Source organism: Amycolatopsis roodepoortensis (assembly GCF_024628825.1).
GTDB classification, from domain to species: Bacteria; Actinomycetota; Actinomycetes; order Mycobacteriales; family Pseudonocardiaceae; genus Amycolatopsis; species Amycolatopsis roodepoortensis.
Window position 1 is genome coordinate 2,325,852 of the sequence record NZ_CP102415.1, and the last position, 15,767, is coordinate 2,341,618.

Here is a 15,767-nt window from a genome sequence, read left to right on the forward strand (position 1 = left end):
ACTGTCGCTGACCGGTTTGGCTTCCCCACCGACCGGTCATCGGGTCGCGAGCCGCAGAAGGGCCCAGAGTTGTCCCGCCATGTCCTGGTCTCCGCTGACCGTCACCGCCGTCGGACCCGCCCGGCCCCAGAGCCAGCGGTAGATCTTGTCCGGTTTGCCGGTGACCAGGTCGTCCGCGCGCTGGGCCTCCTCGGCCGAACACCGCCAGGCGACCGTTTCCGTGGGCCCCGCCCTGGCGATCCAGGTGTGGCCCGCGGTGCGCACGCCGACCGAGCCGGTCTTGGTGCCGGACAGCCCCAGCAACGGCAGCCGCTGGCCGAACCAGAGCACCAGCGCCTCGTCGATCCCGTCGAGTGCCACGTCTTCGGGGATCTCCGAGACGTCCCGGCCGGCCGCGCCCTCCGCGTCGATCCGGTGGATCGTCGTCTCGTGCGCCATCCGCCGCCGCCAGAACCCGTAGCTGCGGTCCGCCGGCCACCAGGTCGGCGCCAGTTCGTCCGGATCGTGCGCGGACAGTTCGGCGACGAGTTCGTCCCGGCCCTCGCGGAAGTACTCCGCCAGGCTCTGTCCCGGCCCCGGTTTGCGCTGCCAGTGCTCGGGACGCCGTCCGTCGGTGATCCAGCGGCGGGTGACCCGGTACACGCTGCCCACGTGCCTGAGGACCTCCCCGAGCGTCCAGCCCGGGCAGGTCGGGACCGGCGCGTCGGCGGACGCGGTATGCGCCACCTGGGCCATCAACTCGGTTTCGGCGCCGATCACCTCCAGGAACCTGCCCTGGTCGATCATGGCCTGCCCGGCCATCGGGCACCCCCTCTCCGTGGCGCGCTCTGTCTCTCGGTGAACCCGCGTCCGCGATCGGCGTCGGCAGGGCGCAACCTGGTCTTTCAAGTCACGAAGGTGGTGAAGGCGCCCGGCCAGGCGTGTTCACGGCTATGGCCGCTTTCCGGACGAACCGCGGCTCCGCCAACAGACCGCTAAGCCACATGCGCCGAATCACCCATCGGCAGCCCGTGCACCACCCGTCGCACCAGTTCCAGGAACACCGTGGCGGCCCGCGTCAGCTCGTCCGCCAGCTCGACGGTGACCTTGCCGGTGATCCCCGCCTGAGCGGCGGCCCGCGTCGCCGAATTGGCCGCGAAGAACGCCGCCCATTCCTTGAGCTCGGGCGCGACGGAATCGAGCAGCACCCAGCCGCTCGCCGGCCGGGCACGGCCCCGGTGCGGACGGCCTCGGGCCTCCAGCACCGCCGCAGCGCCCCGCAGCGCGGCGAGATACGCCCCGATGAACCGCTCGGCGGGATCGCTTTCCCGCTCTGCTTCGGCGAGCCCCCGCCTCGCCTGTGCGTACAAGGAGACCGCCGCGGGTGGTGCCGGCGGGCGCAACGACATGGGCAGGGCGGGCTGTGCGGCGCCCCCCGGCCTCTCGGCTTCGTCGGGGGACACGACCGAAACGGACATGACGACCCTCCTCCTGTACGTGAGCGCCTGCCGGTGCCCGGCGCCGAGGCGCTTCCCCCGCCCCCGCGCCGGGCACCTACCGGTGCGCGCTCACCGAATGTCGAACGTCTGTTCGAACAAGTCCAATGTAACCCCGAAGTGCCCCATTCCTCAACCCCGTACCGGGGTGATCGCCGCATGTGGTGCGGGACACGGCATCGGCCACGTGATCTCATAGGCGTATGAGCACCATCGACCGGTCCGGTCATTCCTCGGTGGCCAAGGTCGCGGCCGCGCTCGCCGAAGCGGGCCAGCACGCCGCCGCCGACGGGATCCGGATCCTCCCCGCCGAAGTCCGCACGGCCGCGCAGGCCGCCGAAGCGCTCGGTGTCGAGGTCGGCGCGATCGCGAACAGCCTCGTCTTCCGCAGCCGCGCCGGTGACACGGAGACGGCCCTGCTCGCCCTGACCTCCGGCGCGCACCGCGCCGACACCGGTCTCCTCGCCTCGCTGACCGGCGCCGACGAGATCGGGAAGGCCGACGCGGATTTCGTCCGCGCGCACACCGGTCAGCCGATCGGCGGCGTCGCCCCGGTCGGTCACCCGAAGGCGTTGACCACCCTCGTCGACACCGCGTTACGCGCACACGAGGTGGTCTGGGCCGCCGCCGGACATCCGAAGTCGGTGTACCCCACGACGTTCGACGACCTCGTCGCGCTGACCGGGGGCACTCCCGCGGACGTCGCGGGCGGCGGGCAGGATGGGCGCCCGTGACCGCGATGTCCTCGGAATGCACCCGTTACGTCCAGCTGTCCGCGGACGAGTTCCGCGCCCGGCTCCCCGAGGCGCTGACCATCTACGTCAACGCCATGCGCTACCCCGAAGGCACGGCGGAGCAGCGCGCGCCGATGTGGCTCACGCACGCGCTGCGCGAAGGCTGGCGCTGCATGGCCGCGCTCGACGCGGACGGCGTCCTGCTCGGGCTCGCCTACGGCTACAAGGGCCGCGGCGGCCAGTGGTGGCACGAACAGGTCCGCCACGGCCTGACCCGGCGTGAGGGCCAGGCCGCCGCCGAGCACTGGATGTCCGACTACTTCGAGCTCACCGAGATCCACGTCAGCCCCGAAAGCCAGGGGAAGCGGATCGGCGAGGACCTCCTGCGACGGCTGCTCGACGGCGTGCCCAGCGCCCACGTCCTCCTCTCCACGCCGGAAGGCACCAGCCGGGCCTGGAACCTGTACCGGCGGGTCGGGTTCGTCGACGTGCTGCGGGACTACCACTTCGCCGGGGATCCGCGGCCGTTCGCGATCCTCGGCCGGACACTGCCGCTCTAGGGCTTCGAATACGCCACGGTGAGCGCGGCGATGAGCACCACCGCGCCGCACCAGCCCACGGCGCCGAGCCGTTCCCCGAGCACGGCCATCGACAGCAGCGCGGCGGTCAGCGGTTCGAGCAGGGCGGACAACGCGGCCAGGACGGGATGCGCGCTTTCGAGACCGCGGAAGTACGCGGCGTACGCCAGCGCCGTCGGCACGACGCCGAAGTAGACGACGAGCGCGAGCACGTCGGCCTGGAACGGCACCGCCATCCCGAACCACAGCGCCGCGGGGGCGAGCGCGGCACCGCCGATCAGGCAGCCGAAAGCCGTGGTGGGCAAGGGATCGAGGCCTTCGACACGGGTCGCGGTAACCAGCGTCAGCGCGGCGAACCCGGCCGCGGCGAGCAGGGCGAACAGCACTCCGGCGACGTCGACCTCCTGGCCGGGCGTCCACTGCAGCAGCGCGAGCCCGACGAGGGACCCGGCCACGGACACCGCCGTCCACGCTCCGGGAAGGCGGCGGGTCTTGACGGCCGTCGCGACGGCGAGCAGTACGGGCGCGCTGCCGATGGTGGTCATCGTCGCGACGCTCACCGAACTCAGCGAGACCGAGGCGAAGTAGCTGGTCTGGAAGAGGGCGAACAAGCCGCCGACCGCCAGGAGGCGACGGCGGACCTGGGGCGTGCGGGGGAAGCCGCGAAGGCCTCCGGTGAGCCAGAGATAGCCGGTGGCGATCACGCCGCCGATGAGCAGCCGGTACGCGGCGACGCTCAGGGGATGCAGTCCCGCGCGGGAGGCGAGCAGGGAGCCGGCGAGGCCGCCGGTCCCCCAGAGGACTCCGGCGAGGACGAGCGCGGCCGACGATCGGGCGCGCGTGGGTACGGCAACGGACATGGGGAAACGCTCCTGCGTCTGTGTCGGTCGGAAAGGACGTCGACGACGCGGGGTGCTTCAGTGCAGCACAGATCGGCCGGGCGGCTGGAACGCCGCGCGGCCGGAGACACCCCGCTCAGGAAGCGGGGGGTGGGGTGACGAGAAAGATCCGGTGCACGAGGGGAACGTATCAAGGCGGGCAAGCGAATAAAGCCGAAGGGCGCTTTCCCCGCGTGTGACGCGGGAAAAGCGCCCTTCGTTCGGCTCAGTCGAGCGCGGCCAGCATCTCCCGCAGCGTGTCCAGCCCCATCCCGCCGAGCGCCAGCGCCCGCGTGTGGAACTGCTTGATGTCGAACGCGTCGCCCTGCCGCGCGCGGGCCTCCTCGCGGGCGGCGAGCCAGAGCCGTTCGCCGAGCTTGTACGACGGCGCCTGCCCGGGCCAGCCCAGGTAGCGGTCGATCTCGTCGTGCACGTGGGCCGGGTCGGTGACGGTCCGGGTGAGCATGAACTCCAGGCCCAGTTCGGGCGTCCACCGCTCGCCCTCGTGGAAGCCGGTGCCCGCCGGGATCTCCAGCTCCAGGTGCATGCCGATGTCGACGATCACCCGCGCGGCGCGGAACAGCTGCTCGGACAGCATGCCGAGCAGTTCGCCGTCGTCGGCGAGGAATCCGAGGTCCTCCATCAGCCGCTCGGAGTACAGCGCCCAGCCCTCGGCGTGCCCGGAGGTGAACGCCAGCAGCCGCTGGTACTTGTTGAGCGACTCCGACTGGTCGACCGCGGTCGCGATCTGCAGGTGGTGACCCGGCGCGCCCTCGTGGTAGACGGTGCTGACCTCGCGCCAGGTGGTGAACTCGTCCCGGCCCTGCGGCAGCGACCACCACATGCGGCCGGGGCGGGAGAAGTCCTCGCTCGGGCCGGTGTAGTACGCGCCGACGGTGCCGCCGGGCGGGGCGATCTTGCACTCCAGCGCCATCACCCGGTCGGAGATGTCGAAGTGCTTGCCACGCAACGACTTCAGCGCGTTGTCGGACAGATTCTGCATCCAGGCCTGGAATTCGGCCCGGCCGCGGACGGTGTACTTGGGATCGGCGTCGAGGACGGCGGCCGCCTCGGCGAGGGTGGCGCCGGGCTTGATCCGGCCGGCGACCTCGCGCATCTCGGTTTCGAGGCGGGTGAATTCGGCCCAGCCCCAGGCGTAGGCCTCGTCCAGGTCCAGGGTGGCGCCGGTGAACACCCGGGACCACAGCTTGTACACCTCGGCGCCGACGGCGTCCTTGACCGGCGCCAGCGGGGCGAGTTCGGCGCGGAGGAAACCGGCGAACTCCGCGTACGCCTCCTGGGCGGCGTGAGCGGCCTGGCCGAGTTCGGCGCGGAGCTTCTCGTCGACGTTCTTCGCGTCCGCGACGAGGGTCTCGAAGAAACCGGTTTCGTCCTTCAGCCCCGCCCAGGTTTCGGCCTGCGTGGCGACCTTGCCGACCTGACGCAACGCCGACACCCGGCCCGCGTCCGCGGCCGCGAGCAGCGAGGTGCGGAGACCGTCGAGCGCTTCGGGCACCCTCGCCATCCGGGCGGCGATCGTCGCCCAGTCCTCCGCGGTCTCGGTGGGCATGTAGTCGAAGACCATGCGCACTTCCTGCACGGGGCTTTCGATCACGTTCAGCACCGCGAGGTCGAGACCCGCCTCGTGGATCTCCAGCTGCAGCCCGATCCGCTCGGTGAACACCGCCTTGGCCGCGCGCTCGCCGTCGTCGGCGGGTTCGGCCGCTTCGATGTCGGCCAGCGCGCGGGCGGCGATGGCGGCCCGCGCCGCGTGCCCGGCGGGCGAGTAGTCGGTCAGCTGGTCGTCGTATCCGGTGATGCCGAACGTCGTCGCGGCGACGGGGTCGGCCGCGGCGTACTCGTCGACGTACCGGTCACAGATCTGGTGCACACTTCGCGCGGTTGAAGCCATGACCGGCACGCTACCGGGACGGCGGGCGACTTCGGTACGGAGTTACGCGCGGGCCGGGACCAGCCCGAGCCTGCTGACCACCTCGCGGGTGGCCTTGGACCGGTTGAACGTGTAGAAGTGCAGGTCGGGGACGCCTTCGGCGATGAGCCGCTCGCCCAGTTCGGTCACCGCGTCGATCCCCGCGGCACGGAACGCCTTCGGGTCGCCGGCCAGCGGTTCGAGCCGGTCCAGCAGCCGCCGCGGCGCGGGCGCGCCGGACAGCTTGATCGACGTGTGCAGGGTCCGCGGCGTGGTCAGCGGCATGATCCCGGGGATGACCAGCGCCTCGCAGCCGGTGGCCGCCACCCGGTCGCGCAGGCGGAGGAAGTCCTCCGGCTCGAAGAACAGCTGCGCGATCGCGAAATCCGCGCCCGCGCGGAGCTTGCGCACGAGGTACTCGGTGTCGGCTTCGAGGTTCGCCGAGCGCGGGTGGCCGTACGGGAAGGCCGAGACGCCGACGCAGAAGTCGCCGAGCGAACGCACCAGCTCGACGAGTTCCTCGGCGTAGTTGAGCCCCTGCGGATGCGGGACCCAGTCGCCGTAGACGTCACCCGGCGGGTCGCCCCGCAGCGCGAGGATGTTCCGCACGCCGACGGCGGCGTACCAGCCGATGACGTTGCGCAGTTCCGCGACCGAGTGGTTCACGGCGGTGAGGTGCGCCATCGGCACCAGCGTGGTCTCGGTGGCGACGCGGGCGATGCTGCGGATCGTGCCGTCGCGGCTGGAGCCGCCGGCGCCGTAGGTGATCGACATGTACGCCGGGTCCAGCGGCTCGAGCTCCCGGATCGACTTCCACAGCACGGCTTCGTCGGCCGCGTCGCGGGGCGGGAAGAACTCGATGGAGAACACGGGTCCATCACCCTGCAACCGCTCGACCACCGAAGTCATTCCGCCATTTTAGGGGGGAATGTCCGCTGGCTGGGAGCCCCCTCTCAGGCTTTGGGCGTGCGACGTCAGCCACGTACGAGCGGTTGCCGAGCGGCGCGGGCCTGGGGAGACTCGATGGCGAGCACAGGGAGCCGCCATGAGCGCCGAAACCGACACCAGCTGGGACGAGGACGTCCGCGTCGCGGTCTACCGCGCGTTCGCCGAGCACGGGAGGCCGCCGACGGCCCCGGAACTGGCCGACGCCGCCCACGGATCACTCGCGGTGGCGAAACAGGCGCTGCACCGGCTCGCCGAGCGGCGGCATCTCGTGCTCGACGAATGCGAGCACGTCGTGCTGGCGCATCCGTTCGCGGCGATCCCGCTGGGGTTCTCCGTGATGGGCGCGCACACGCTGTGGTGGGGCGGCTGCGCGTGGGACGCGTTCGCGATCCCCCATCTGGTCAAGGCCGAACCCGAGGTGCTGGTGTCCACGCGCTGCCGCGGCTGCGGGGAGCCGCACGCCCTGCTGGTGAACGACCGCACCCCACCGAAGGGTGAACTGGTCGCGCACTTCCTGGTGCCGGTGGCGCGGATGTGGGACGACGTCGTGCACACCTGCGCCAACCAGCGCCTGTTCTGCGGCGAGTCCTGTGTGGACGAATGGCTGACGGAAACGGGGCAGGACAAGGGTTACGTCATGGATCTGGCGACGCTGTGGCGGCTCGCGGCCGGGTGGTACGAGGGCAGGCTCGAGCACGGGTACACCCGCCGGGATCCGGCCGCCGCGGCCGCGTACTTCGCGCAGGCCGGGCTGAGCGGGCCGTTCTGGAGCTAGACCAGGAACCGCAGCAAGGTGGCTGTCGCTTCGTCGGTGGAGGCAGCGGACGGGCGTCCCAAGGCGTGTCGCGAAAGCCACTTTCGGGACATCTGACGTCCCGAAAGTGGCTTTCGCGACACGTGCCCGCTCGCTAGCCGAGGAACCGCAGCACCGCCGTGACGACGACCCCGCATAGGATCGCGACGAGCGCCGGCACGCGCAGCGCGTAGGTCACCGCGATCGCGGCCAGTCCGGCGCAGAGCGTCCAGTCGAGCCCGGACCAGTCCGGACCGGTCACGTCCGTGAGCACGAGACCGGCCAGCAAGGCGGGCGCGAGCAGCGCGATCACGGCCGCGACCCGCGGCGGCAGCGTCCGGTCGCCGAGCAGGACCGGCCCCGCCGCCTTGAACCCGATGCTGACCAGCGCCACGAGGACGATGGCGAGCCAGAGTGTCATCGCCGCACCCCCAAGCCGAGCAGCGCGGCGGCCCCGGCGCCGATCAGGGCGAGGCCGACCGGGACGAACAGCACCAGGATCCCGGCCAGGCAGGCGGCGAGCGCCGCCGTGAGGACCGCCTGGCGCGAACGGCGCAGCTCGTCGATGAGCAGGACCAGGAAGAAGCCGGGGAACACGACGTCGAGCCCGAACCGCGCGACGACGTCCGGTGGCGGCGCGGCCAGGACGCCGAGCACCGTCCCCAGCACCCACGCGGGCAGCTGGACGAGAGTGCAGCCGATGAGCTTTTCGCGATCGAAGCGCCCTTCGCCGAGGTGGGCGGCCACCCACGACCCGTCGACGACGGCCTGGCCCTCCCACGCGCGGCGCAGGCGTCCACCGCGCAGATCCGAGGCGACGGCGGCGCCCATCGGCAGGAACCGGGCGTTGATCAGGGCCGCCGCGCCGACCGCGACGGCGAGATTCCCGCCGCCCGCGAGCGCGGTGGCCATCGCGAACTGGGCCGAACCGGAGAACACGACGATCGACGCGACGATCGGGGCGGCGATCCCCCAGCCCAGGGTCTGGCTGTACGCGCCGAAGGTGACACCGAGAACGAAGGTCGCGACACCCAGCCCAAGCCCGACACGGGCGCCGGCCAGGTAGCTGCGCCGGAGCGTTGTCATAGCTCGACCCTAACAAGCTAAACTCAGTTTGACCATTAGGAGAACGAGTGGACACCCACTGGGACGGGTACGACAGCATCGGCGGTAGCGTGCCGTTGGACCTGGTCAACACCGTTTCCTGGCGGCGCGACCCGGCCCGGCGGCAAGACCGGCTCTCCACCCCGGAACGGCTGTCCGAGTGGGTGGTCCTGGTCGGCGCGGGCACCGAGCGGCTGGAGATCTCCGAAGCCGTACTGGAGAAGGTGAAGGCCTTCCGCGAAACGCTCTACCGCGTCCTCGTCTCGGCTCCGCCGGACCCCGCGGCGCTGCGAAAGCCGCTTATCGAGGCCTACCGGCACGCCTCGCTCCCGCCGTCCTTGCCACTGAGGTGGGTGGTGCCGCTGGAGAACGGCGACGCGCTGCCGCACTTCCTCGCGCTGGCGGCCGAAGACCTGCTCCGGACCGGGAATCTGGAGCGCATCCGCGAGTGCGAGGGCCCGGGGTGCGGCTGGATCTTCACCGACCACACGCGCAACCGGTCGCGGCGCTGGTGCAGTTCGTCGGACTGCGGGAACCGGGCGCGGGCGAAACGGCACTACGACAAGACCCGCGGCTGACGTCTCGTTCGCCACATTCGAAGGCACCCGACTGGGTCACGGGGACGTCCTTCCCGGAGGATGTGCTCATGGACACGTCCGCCTACGACGCCGATCTGCCCGCCCACGTCGAGCGGGCGCTGGCCGGATTCCTCGAGCGCGCCGGTGCCGAGATCCGCCGCACCGAACCGGTCGTCGGCGTCGGGATCGACGCGCTGGCCGGGTTCGTCCTGGGCGGCGGCAAACGCCTGCGCCCGACGTTCGCTTGGTGGGGCTGGCGCGGCGCGGGCGGCGATCCGGCGGGGCCGGACGTCGAAGGCGTGCTGCAGGCGGTGGCGAGCCTGGAGCTGATCCAGGCGTGCGCGCTGATCCACGACGACCTCATCGACTCCTCCGATTCGCGACGCGGTTCCCCGACGGTGCACATCGCGGGCGCCAAACTGCACGCCGACAGCGGCTGGCTCGGCTCGCCGAGCACGTTCGGGCTCGCGACCGCAGTCCTGGTCGGCGACCTCGCGCTGGCCTGGGCCGACGACATGTTCGGCGAGGCCCCGCTCCCACCCGCGGCCCTCGCGGCGGCACGGCCGGCATGGCGCGCGATGCGCACCGAAGTGCTCGCCGGCCAGTACCTCGACGTCCGCACGCAGGCGACCGGCGACGCCTCCCCCGAGGCGGCGCTGCACATCTGCAAGCTCAAGACGGCCGCGTACACCGTCCAGCGCCCGTTGCACCTCGGTGCCGCGCTCGGTGGCGCCGACGACGCCCTGATCGAGACGTTGCGTGAGTTCGGGGACGAGGTCGGCGTGGCATTCCAGCTGCGGGACGACCTGCTCGGCGTGTTCGGCGACCCGTCGGTCACCGGCAAGCCCGCGGGCGACGACCTGCGGGAGGGCAAGCGGACGCTGCTGGTCGCGCTCGGGCTCCAGCGCGCGGCCGAGCAGGGCAAGGACGCGGCGGCGAAGGTCATCTCCGACGCCATCGGTGACGCCCACCTGTCCGAAGAGGCCGTCGAGACCGTGCGGGAGGCGCTGCAGGACGTCGGCGCCGTCGACGCGGTGGAACGCCGGATCGACGAGCTCACCGACTCCGCGATGGCGGCGCTGGACCGCGCTCACCTGGCCGAGCCCGCTCCCGCCGCGCTGACCGGACTGGTCGTCAAGGCGACCCAGCGGACGTACTGATGCGCACTGTCACCGGTCCGAGTGACCACGTGGTGGTGATCGGTGGCGGGCTCGCCGGGCTGTCGGCGACGCTGCACCTGCTCGGCGCCGGCCGCCGGGTGACCCTGCTGGAGCAGGACAAGAGCCCGGGAGGCCGGGCCGGTCAGGCGGATATCGGCGGCAACACCGTCGACACCGGCGCCAGCGTGCTGACCATGCCGGAACTGCTCGACGAGGCCTTTTCGGCGGTCGGCGAATCCCTGGCGGGCAATCTCACGCTGACCCGGCTCGACCCGGCGTATCGCGCGAGGTTCGCCGACGGCAGCACGATCGCCGTGCACACCGACGCGGCGGCCATGGAGGCCGAGATCCGCGCGGCCGCGGGCCCGGCCGAGGCCGACGGATATCGCAGACTCCGCCGCTGGCTGACCGAGCTGTACGCGGTCCAGAAGGACCATTTCATCGGCGCGAACTTCGATTCCCCACTCGATCTCGTCCGCCCGGAGCTGGCGAAATTGGCCGCGCTGGGCGGTTTCGGCCGCCTCGGTCCGAAGATCGGCCGGTTCCTGCGTGACGACCGGGTGCGCCGCCTGTTCTCCTTCCAGGCGCTCTACGCGGGCCTCGATCCGGCGCGCGCGATCGGCGCGTACGGCGTCATCTCCTACATGGACACCGTCGGCGGGGTCTACTACCCATCGGGCGGGATGGGCGAGATCGCGCGGGCCATGGCGAAGGCGGCCGAACGTGCCGGCGCGGAACTGCGCTTCGGCACCGAAGCCGCTTGGCTGGAAAGGGTTTCCTCGCGGGTGCGTGCGGTGCGAACCCGGACCGGTGAGCGGATCCCTTGCGACACGGTGGTTCTGGCGACCGAACTCGGCACCGCGTACCGGCTGCTCGGCGCCCGCCCCCGGCGGCCGCTGCCGCTGCGGTACTCGCCGTCGGCCGTCGTCCTGCACGGGCACGCGCCGAAATCCTGGCCGGATCTGGGCCACCACACCATCTTCTTCGGTCACGCCTGGGAGCGGACCTTCTCGGAGATCATCCGCGAGGGCAAGCTGATGAGCGACCCGTCGCTTCTGGTGACCCGGCCGACCGCGACCGAACCGGGACTCGCCCCCGGCGGCGGCCAGGTGATCTCGGTGCTGGCCCCGGCGCCGAACCTGCGCCGCGGCAAGATCGACTGGCGCCGGGTAGGGCCCGCCTATCGCGCGGAACTGGTGCGCACTCTGGAAAAGCGCGGTCTCACCGGATTCACGGACGACTTCTCCGTCGACGAGACGATCACCCCGGAGGGTTGGGCGGAGCGCGGGCTCACCGCGGGCACGCCGTTCTCGCTCGCGCACACCTTCGCCCAGACCGGCCCGTTCCGGCCGGGGAACCTCGTGCGAGCGGCGGAAAACGTCGTACTGGCGGGCTGCGGGACCACGCCCGGCGTCGGCATCCCGCCGGTGGTGATCTCGGGCAGGCTCGCGGCGGGAAGGGTCACCGGCCGGTGAACGAGCTCGACGCCGCGGGGGTCACCGAGCCGTCGTTGCGGGCCGCGTACACCGAATGCCGCCGCATCAACGCGCACTACGGACGCACGTTCTTCCTCGCGACCAGGCTGCTGCCGGCGCGGACGCGTCCGTTCGCGCACGCGCTGTACGGCTTCGCGCGGATGGCGGACGAAGTGGTCGACAACCCCGCGCCCGGCACCGATCCCGCGGTCGCCCTCGACGAGGTCGCCGTCATGGTCGCGCGGGTCTTCGACGGCGGCACGCCCGCCGACCCGGTGCTGGCCGCACTCGCCGACACCGTGCGGCGCCACGACCTGGACCGCGAGCTGTTCGACGCGTTCCTGCGGTCCATGGCGATGGACCTCAAGGTCACCGAGTACGCCACCTACGCCGAACTGCACGAGTACATCCACGGTTCGGCCGAGGTGATCGGGCTGCAGATGCTGCCCGTCTTCGGCACCGTCGTCCCGGTCGCCGAAGCCGTGCCCGGGGCCGCGGCGCTCGGTGAGGCGTTCCAGCTGACCAACTTCCTGCGCGACGTCGGCGAAGACCTCGACCGGGGGCGGCTGTACCTGCCGACCGAGGAGCTGGCCGCGTTCGGCGTCGACCGCGAACTGCTCGAATGGTCGCGTGCCCGCGGCCTGCCCGATCGGCGGGTGCGGCGCGCGCTCGCCGTCGCGGTGGCGCGCAACCGGGCGGTCTACCGCCGCGCCGAAGCGGGTATCCCGTTGCTGCGCCCGGAATCCCGCGACTGCGTGCGGACGGCGCTCGTGCTCTACGAAGGCATTCTCGACGAAATCGCGGCCCTGGGTTACGACGTGCTGAACACGCGCGCGGTCGTCCCGCGCCGTCGTCGGCTGGGTGTCGCACTGCCGAGGTTTTTGGCGAGCGCGTGGAGCAACTCCAGGCTTAGGGTGCGAACATGACCACTGCTGAGAACAGGAAGATCCGGATCGGCGTCCAGCTGCAGCCCCAGCACGCCGAGTACAAGGCGATCCGCCGGGCGGCTTCGGAGGCCGAAGACCTCGGTGTGGACATCGTCTTCAACTGGGACCATTTCTATCCGCTCTACGGTGAGCCCGAGGGTCTGCACTACGAGTGCTGGACCATGCTGGGCGCCTGGGCGGAGTCCACGTCGCGGGTCGAGATCGGCGCGCTGGTGACGTGCAACAGCTACCGCAACCCCGAACTGCTGGCCGACATGGCCCGCACCGTCGACAACATCTCCGACGGGCGGCTGATCCTCGGCATCGGCTCCGGCTGGTTCGAGAAGGACTACGACGAGTACGGCTACGAGTTCGGCACCGCGGGCGGGCGGCTCGACAACCTCGCGGAGGCGCTCCCGCGGATCGAGAGCAGGCTGGGCAAGCTGAACCCGCAGCCGGTCCGGGACATCCCGGTGCTGATCGGCGGCGGCGGCGAGAAGAAGACCCTGCGTCTGGTCGCGAAGCACGCCGACATCTGGCACGGCTTCGGCGACCCGGAGGTCGTGGAGCGCAAGGTCAAGATCCTCGACCAGCACTGCGCCGACGTCGGCCGGGACCCGAAGGAGATCGAGCGTTCGGTCGCCGTCGAGGGCGAGCCCGAGGAGCTGGGCCCGAAGCTGCTGGAGCTGGGTGTCTCGCTGTTCACCGTGGCGACCGGCGGGCCGGACTACAACCTCGACAAGCTGCGGTCCTGGATCGCTTGGCGGGACAAGCAGCAGTCCTGACCCGCTTGGTACCGGGGTTGTGCCGGGCTTGGCCGGAGGTTGCGAAAGCCACTTTCGCAACGTCGGCCGTGGCCGGGCCCGGCACCGCCCTGGTGATCATGTCGCGAAAGCCACTTTCGAGACATCTGGTGTCCCGAAAGTGGCTTTCGCGACACCAGACGTCTCGACCCCCAGGCCTCCACGGGCCAGGCCCGGCATCACCAGCGGCCGGAAGCCAGTAGATACCTAAGACACCTCGGCTGGAGCCGCATTTACGCTCACGAGCGTTGCCGCCGGTGAGCCGCGACCCGCTCTCGGGTGGCGCACCGCGTCGAGCAGTACCGCCGCGGGCTCCCCCCACCCAGGTGCGCGAACGGCTTCCCGCAACCCGCAGCGGCGCACAGTCCGCCCGGCGGCGCCTGACGGTCCGCGAGCAGCACGGCCAGCGCGAGCGCGGACGACGTCACCAGCCACGCGCCCCACGGCCCGTCGTCGTCGACGTCCACGTGGAGATGCCAGCCGAACCCGTCGGCGTGATCGGTCAGCCGCGGCGGATGCGCGTGGCGAGCCAGCAGCCGGTTGAGCACTCCGGCCGCCTCCTCGACATCCCGCGCCGCGAACACCTCCCGCAGCTCGAAGGCCGCCTCACGCAACGAAGCCACGTCCGACGGCTTCAAGTCGACAGAGGTCTCGCCGTGCGCTTCCAGGACGGAACGGACGTCCAAAGCCGAGGGGTCCGGTGCGAGCAGCACCGTCAGCAGATCCACCGCCCGTTGCGCCGCCGCCCGGGCCGAACGGCCAGGCAGGAAATCCCGCTGCGCTGAAGTCATATCCCACTGTAACGTCTCACCTATGAGAGGCCGTTACAGGCTCGCCGCCTATTTGACCGGCGCGACGATCGCGAGGACCGGCGACGAGCTGTCCGGACCGGCGTTGCTGCTGCTCGGCATCGCTGTCGACGGATCGGCCGCCACCGGGTCGGCGCTGCTCGCGGGCCTGACGATCTCCGCGGCGGCGGGCGGGCCGCTGCTCGGCGCCCTGCTCGACCGCAGTCCCCGACCAGGGCGGTTGCTGGCTTGGGCGCTACTGGCCTACGCGGGCGGGCTCGGCGCGGTGCTGGCGTTGGTCGAAATCCCCGCGGCGATCGCGGTGGCCGTCGGGGCCGGGCTGCTGAACCCCGCCCTGGCGGGCGGTTGGACGGCGCAACTGCCGAACGTCCGCGGCACGACACCGCTGGCGAGGGCGAGCACGCTCGACGCGATGACGTTCACCGCCGCGAGCCTCGCCGGACCGGGACTCGCCGGCCTCGTGGCCGCGTACGCCGGAGCCCCGGCCGCCGTGGCGCTCGCGATCACACTGGTCGTCGCCGCCTTCCCGGCCGCGTGGTCACTTCCGGCCGCCGAAGCGAAGCCCACGAGACCGATCCGCCGTCAACTCGCCGACGGATTCGCGGTCCTCTTCCGCAACAGCGCCCTGCTGCGAGCCACCGCGACGTCCACGGTGTCCTTCGTCGGCATCGGGATGGCCATCGTCTGCTACCCGCTGCTCGGCGCCCAACGGCTGGGGAACCCGGGCTTCGGCGCACTGCTGCTCACCGTGCTGGCCGCCGCGTCGCTGGTCGCGAACGCGGCGCTGGCCCGCAAACCACCGCCGCCGGACCGCACCGTGCTCGCCAGCACGCTTCTACTGGGCGCGAGCTTCGTCCTCGCGGCGTACGGGCACGACATGGCGACCCTGTCGGCCGCCGCCGTGCTCGCCGGATTCGCCGAAGGACCCCAGCTTTCGGCACTGTTCGCCATCCGGCATCGCGAAGCGCCCGCGGCGGTCCGGGCTCAGGTGTTCACGACGGCGGCGAGCGTGAAGATCACCGGGCTCGCGGCGGGCGCCGCGCTCGCGGGACCGCTGAGCGCACTCTCCGTAACCGTCGCGCTGAGCGCCGCGGCGGGCTGCCAGATCCTGGCGACCGCGACGTATGTGCTGGTCCGAGCTAGAAGGCCATCGCCTGCGCGCGCCGCTTGACCTCGGTGCCGTGGCTGGTGCGGAGCGCGTTGACCGGGGTCGTCCCCGGCAGGGTCTCGTCCGCGGCGAAAAGCCACCGCAGCATCTCGGTCCGGCTGAAACCGGCGTCCGCGAGCACCGTGATGGTGCCCGCCAGGCCCTTGACCACGCCGTCCTTGACCAGGAACGCGACCGGGACGTACAGCTCGCCCTTGCGCCGGACGGCGATCAGGTGGCCGTCGCGCAGCATCTGGCGGACCTTGTTGGCCGAGACGTTCAGCGCTGTCGCGACCTCCGGAACCGGGAGAACGGCCACATCTGCGTCGAGAACGTCGTCGGCGACGGGAATACCACTCACAGGTGACACTGTGCCACATTCCGTCTCCCGCTCCGTTAGTACGCATGGGTGACGACCCGGACGTGACC

The 15,767-nt window shown here is 71.5% G+C and carries 18 protein-coding genes; 9 read left to right on the forward strand and 9 right to left on the reverse strand.

The genetic code is table 11. From position 1 onward, the window contains the following. Nucleotides 1-36: 36 nt before the first annotated feature. Both NQK81_RS10730 and NQK81_RS10735 read right to left on the reverse strand, forming a co-directional pair. Nucleotides 37-801 (reverse strand): maleylpyruvate isomerase family mycothiol-dependent enzyme, encoded by a 765-nt coding sequence (locus NQK81_RS10730; protein ID WP_126734944.1) that lies wholly within the window; start codon nt 799-801, stop codon nt 37-39. A 173-nt stretch (nt 802-974) separates the two neighbouring features. Beyond that, entirely contained in the window at nt 975-1,457 is a 483-nt protein-coding gene (locus tag NQK81_RS10735) for an SAV_6107 family HEPN domain-containing protein (RefSeq protein ID WP_126734945.1), read from the reverse strand. 221 nt (nt 1,458-1,678) lie between these two features. Between NQK81_RS10735 and NQK81_RS10740 the strand changes: the two genes are divergently transcribed. Next, nucleotides 1,679-2,209 carry a YbaK/EbsC family protein gene (locus NQK81_RS10740; RefSeq protein WP_257488057.1) on the forward strand — a complete coding sequence of 177 codons (531 nt, stop codon included), beginning with the start codon at nt 1,679-1,681 and terminating at the stop codon, nt 2,207-2,209. After that, nucleotides 2,206-2,769 carry a GNAT family N-acetyltransferase gene (locus tag NQK81_RS10745; RefSeq protein WP_016332697.1) on the forward strand — a complete coding sequence of 188 codons (564 nt, stop codon included), beginning with the start codon at nt 2,206-2,208 and terminating at the stop codon, nt 2,767-2,769. The genes NQK81_RS10740 and NQK81_RS10745 overlap by 4 nt, the downstream gene beginning before the upstream one ends. Here NQK81_RS10745 and NQK81_RS10750 read toward each other — a convergent pair. The 3 genes from NQK81_RS10750 to NQK81_RS10760 all read right to left on the reverse strand — a co-directional run bounded on the left by NQK81_RS10750 (nt 2,766) and on the right by NQK81_RS10760 (nt 6,504). After that, the gene (locus NQK81_RS10750; protein WP_257488058.1) at nt 2,766-3,647 is read right to left on the reverse strand and encodes a DMT family transporter; all 882 of its coding nucleotides are present in this window, start codon (nt 3,645-3,647) and stop codon (nt 2,766-2,768) included. The two genes, NQK81_RS10745 and NQK81_RS10750, sit on opposite strands and share 4 nt — an antisense overlap. Nucleotides 3,648-3,891: 244 nt before the next feature. Beyond that, the gene (locus NQK81_RS10755) at nt 3,892-5,577 is read right to left on the reverse strand and encodes a DUF885 domain-containing protein (protein ID WP_257488059.1); all 1,686 of its coding nucleotides are present in this window, start codon (nt 5,575-5,577) and stop codon (nt 3,892-3,894) included. A gap of 42 nt (nt 5,578-5,619) precedes the next feature. Then, the gene (locus NQK81_RS10760; RefSeq protein ID WP_126734949.1) at nt 5,620-6,504 is read right to left on the reverse strand and encodes a methylenetetrahydrofolate reductase; all 885 of its coding nucleotides are present in this window, start codon (nt 6,502-6,504) and stop codon (nt 5,620-5,622) included. A 136-nt stretch (nt 6,505-6,640) separates the two neighbouring features. On the opposite strand from NQK81_RS10760, the gene merB reads away from it, so the two are divergent. After that, nucleotides 6,641-7,318 carry an organomercurial lyase gene (gene merB / locus NQK81_RS10765; protein WP_126734950.1) on the forward strand — a complete coding sequence of 226 codons (678 nt, stop codon included), beginning with the start codon at nt 6,641-6,643 and terminating at the stop codon, nt 7,316-7,318. Nucleotides 7,319-7,451: 133 nt separating this feature from the next. Here the strand turns inward: merB and NQK81_RS10770 are convergent, their stop codons facing one another. Both NQK81_RS10770 and NQK81_RS10775 read right to left on the reverse strand, forming a co-directional pair. Next, nucleotides 7,452-7,757, reverse strand: coding sequence for an AzlD domain-containing protein (locus tag NQK81_RS10770; RefSeq protein WP_257488060.1), 306 nt, complete (start codon nt 7,755-7,757; stop codon nt 7,452-7,454). Next, entirely contained in the window at nt 7,754-8,422 is a 669-nt protein-coding gene (locus tag NQK81_RS10775) for an AzlC family ABC transporter permease (RefSeq protein ID WP_257488061.1), read from the reverse strand. Before NQK81_RS10775 ends, NQK81_RS10770 begins: the two co-directional genes overlap by 4 nt. A 47-nt stretch (nt 8,423-8,469) precedes the next feature. Here NQK81_RS10775 and NQK81_RS10780 point away from each other — a divergent pair, with 47 nt between their 5' ends. The 5 genes from NQK81_RS10780 (at nt 8,470) to NQK81_RS10800 (ending at nt 13,364) form a co-directional block, all read left to right on the forward strand. After that, nucleotides 8,470-9,018, forward strand: coding sequence for a CGNR zinc finger domain-containing protein (locus NQK81_RS10780; protein ID WP_257488062.1), 549 nt, complete (start codon nt 8,470-8,472; stop codon nt 9,016-9,018). Nucleotides 9,019-9,086: 68 nt separating this feature from the next. Continuing rightward, entirely contained in the window at nt 9,087-10,178 is a 1,092-nt protein-coding gene (locus NQK81_RS10785; RefSeq protein WP_257488063.1) for a polyprenyl synthetase family protein, read from the forward strand. Then, nucleotides 10,178-11,653: a phytoene desaturase family protein gene (crtI, locus tag NQK81_RS10790; RefSeq protein WP_257488064.1), complete on the forward strand. Its 1,476-nt coding sequence runs from the start codon at nt 10,178-10,180 to the stop codon at nt 11,651-11,653. The genes NQK81_RS10785 and crtI overlap by 1 nt, the downstream gene beginning before the upstream one ends. After that, nucleotides 11,650-12,579: a phytoene/squalene synthase family protein gene (locus tag NQK81_RS10795; protein ID WP_257488065.1), complete on the forward strand. Its 930-nt coding sequence runs from the start codon at nt 11,650-11,652 to the stop codon at nt 12,577-12,579. The genes crtI and NQK81_RS10795 overlap by 4 nt, the downstream gene beginning before the upstream one ends. After that, the gene (locus NQK81_RS10800) at nt 12,576-13,364 is read left to right on the forward strand and encodes an LLM class F420-dependent oxidoreductase (RefSeq protein WP_219153419.1); all 789 of its coding nucleotides are present in this window, start codon (nt 12,576-12,578) and stop codon (nt 13,362-13,364) included. Before NQK81_RS10795 ends, NQK81_RS10800 begins: the two co-directional genes overlap by 4 nt. A 257-nt stretch (nt 13,365-13,621) precedes the next feature. Here NQK81_RS10800 and NQK81_RS10805 read toward each other — a convergent pair whose 3' ends face one another. Next, entirely contained in the window at nt 13,622-14,173 is a 552-nt protein-coding gene (locus NQK81_RS10805) for a CGNR zinc finger domain-containing protein (RefSeq protein ID WP_257488066.1), read from the reverse strand. Between the two features lie 22 nt (nt 14,174-14,195). Between NQK81_RS10805 and NQK81_RS10810 the strand changes: the two genes are divergently transcribed. Beyond that, nucleotides 14,196-15,362 carry an MFS transporter gene (locus tag NQK81_RS10810; protein ID WP_257488067.1) on the forward strand — a complete coding sequence of 389 codons (1,167 nt, stop codon included), beginning with the start codon at nt 14,196-14,198 and terminating at the stop codon, nt 15,360-15,362. Here NQK81_RS10810 and NQK81_RS10815 read toward each other — a convergent pair. Continuing rightward, nucleotides 15,331-15,699 (reverse strand): Rv2175c family DNA-binding protein, encoded by a 369-nt coding sequence (locus NQK81_RS10815; RefSeq protein WP_126734959.1) that lies wholly within the window; start codon nt 15,697-15,699, stop codon nt 15,331-15,333. The two genes, NQK81_RS10810 and NQK81_RS10815, sit on opposite strands and share 32 nt — an antisense overlap. Nucleotides 15,700-15,767: the final 68 nt, after the last annotated feature.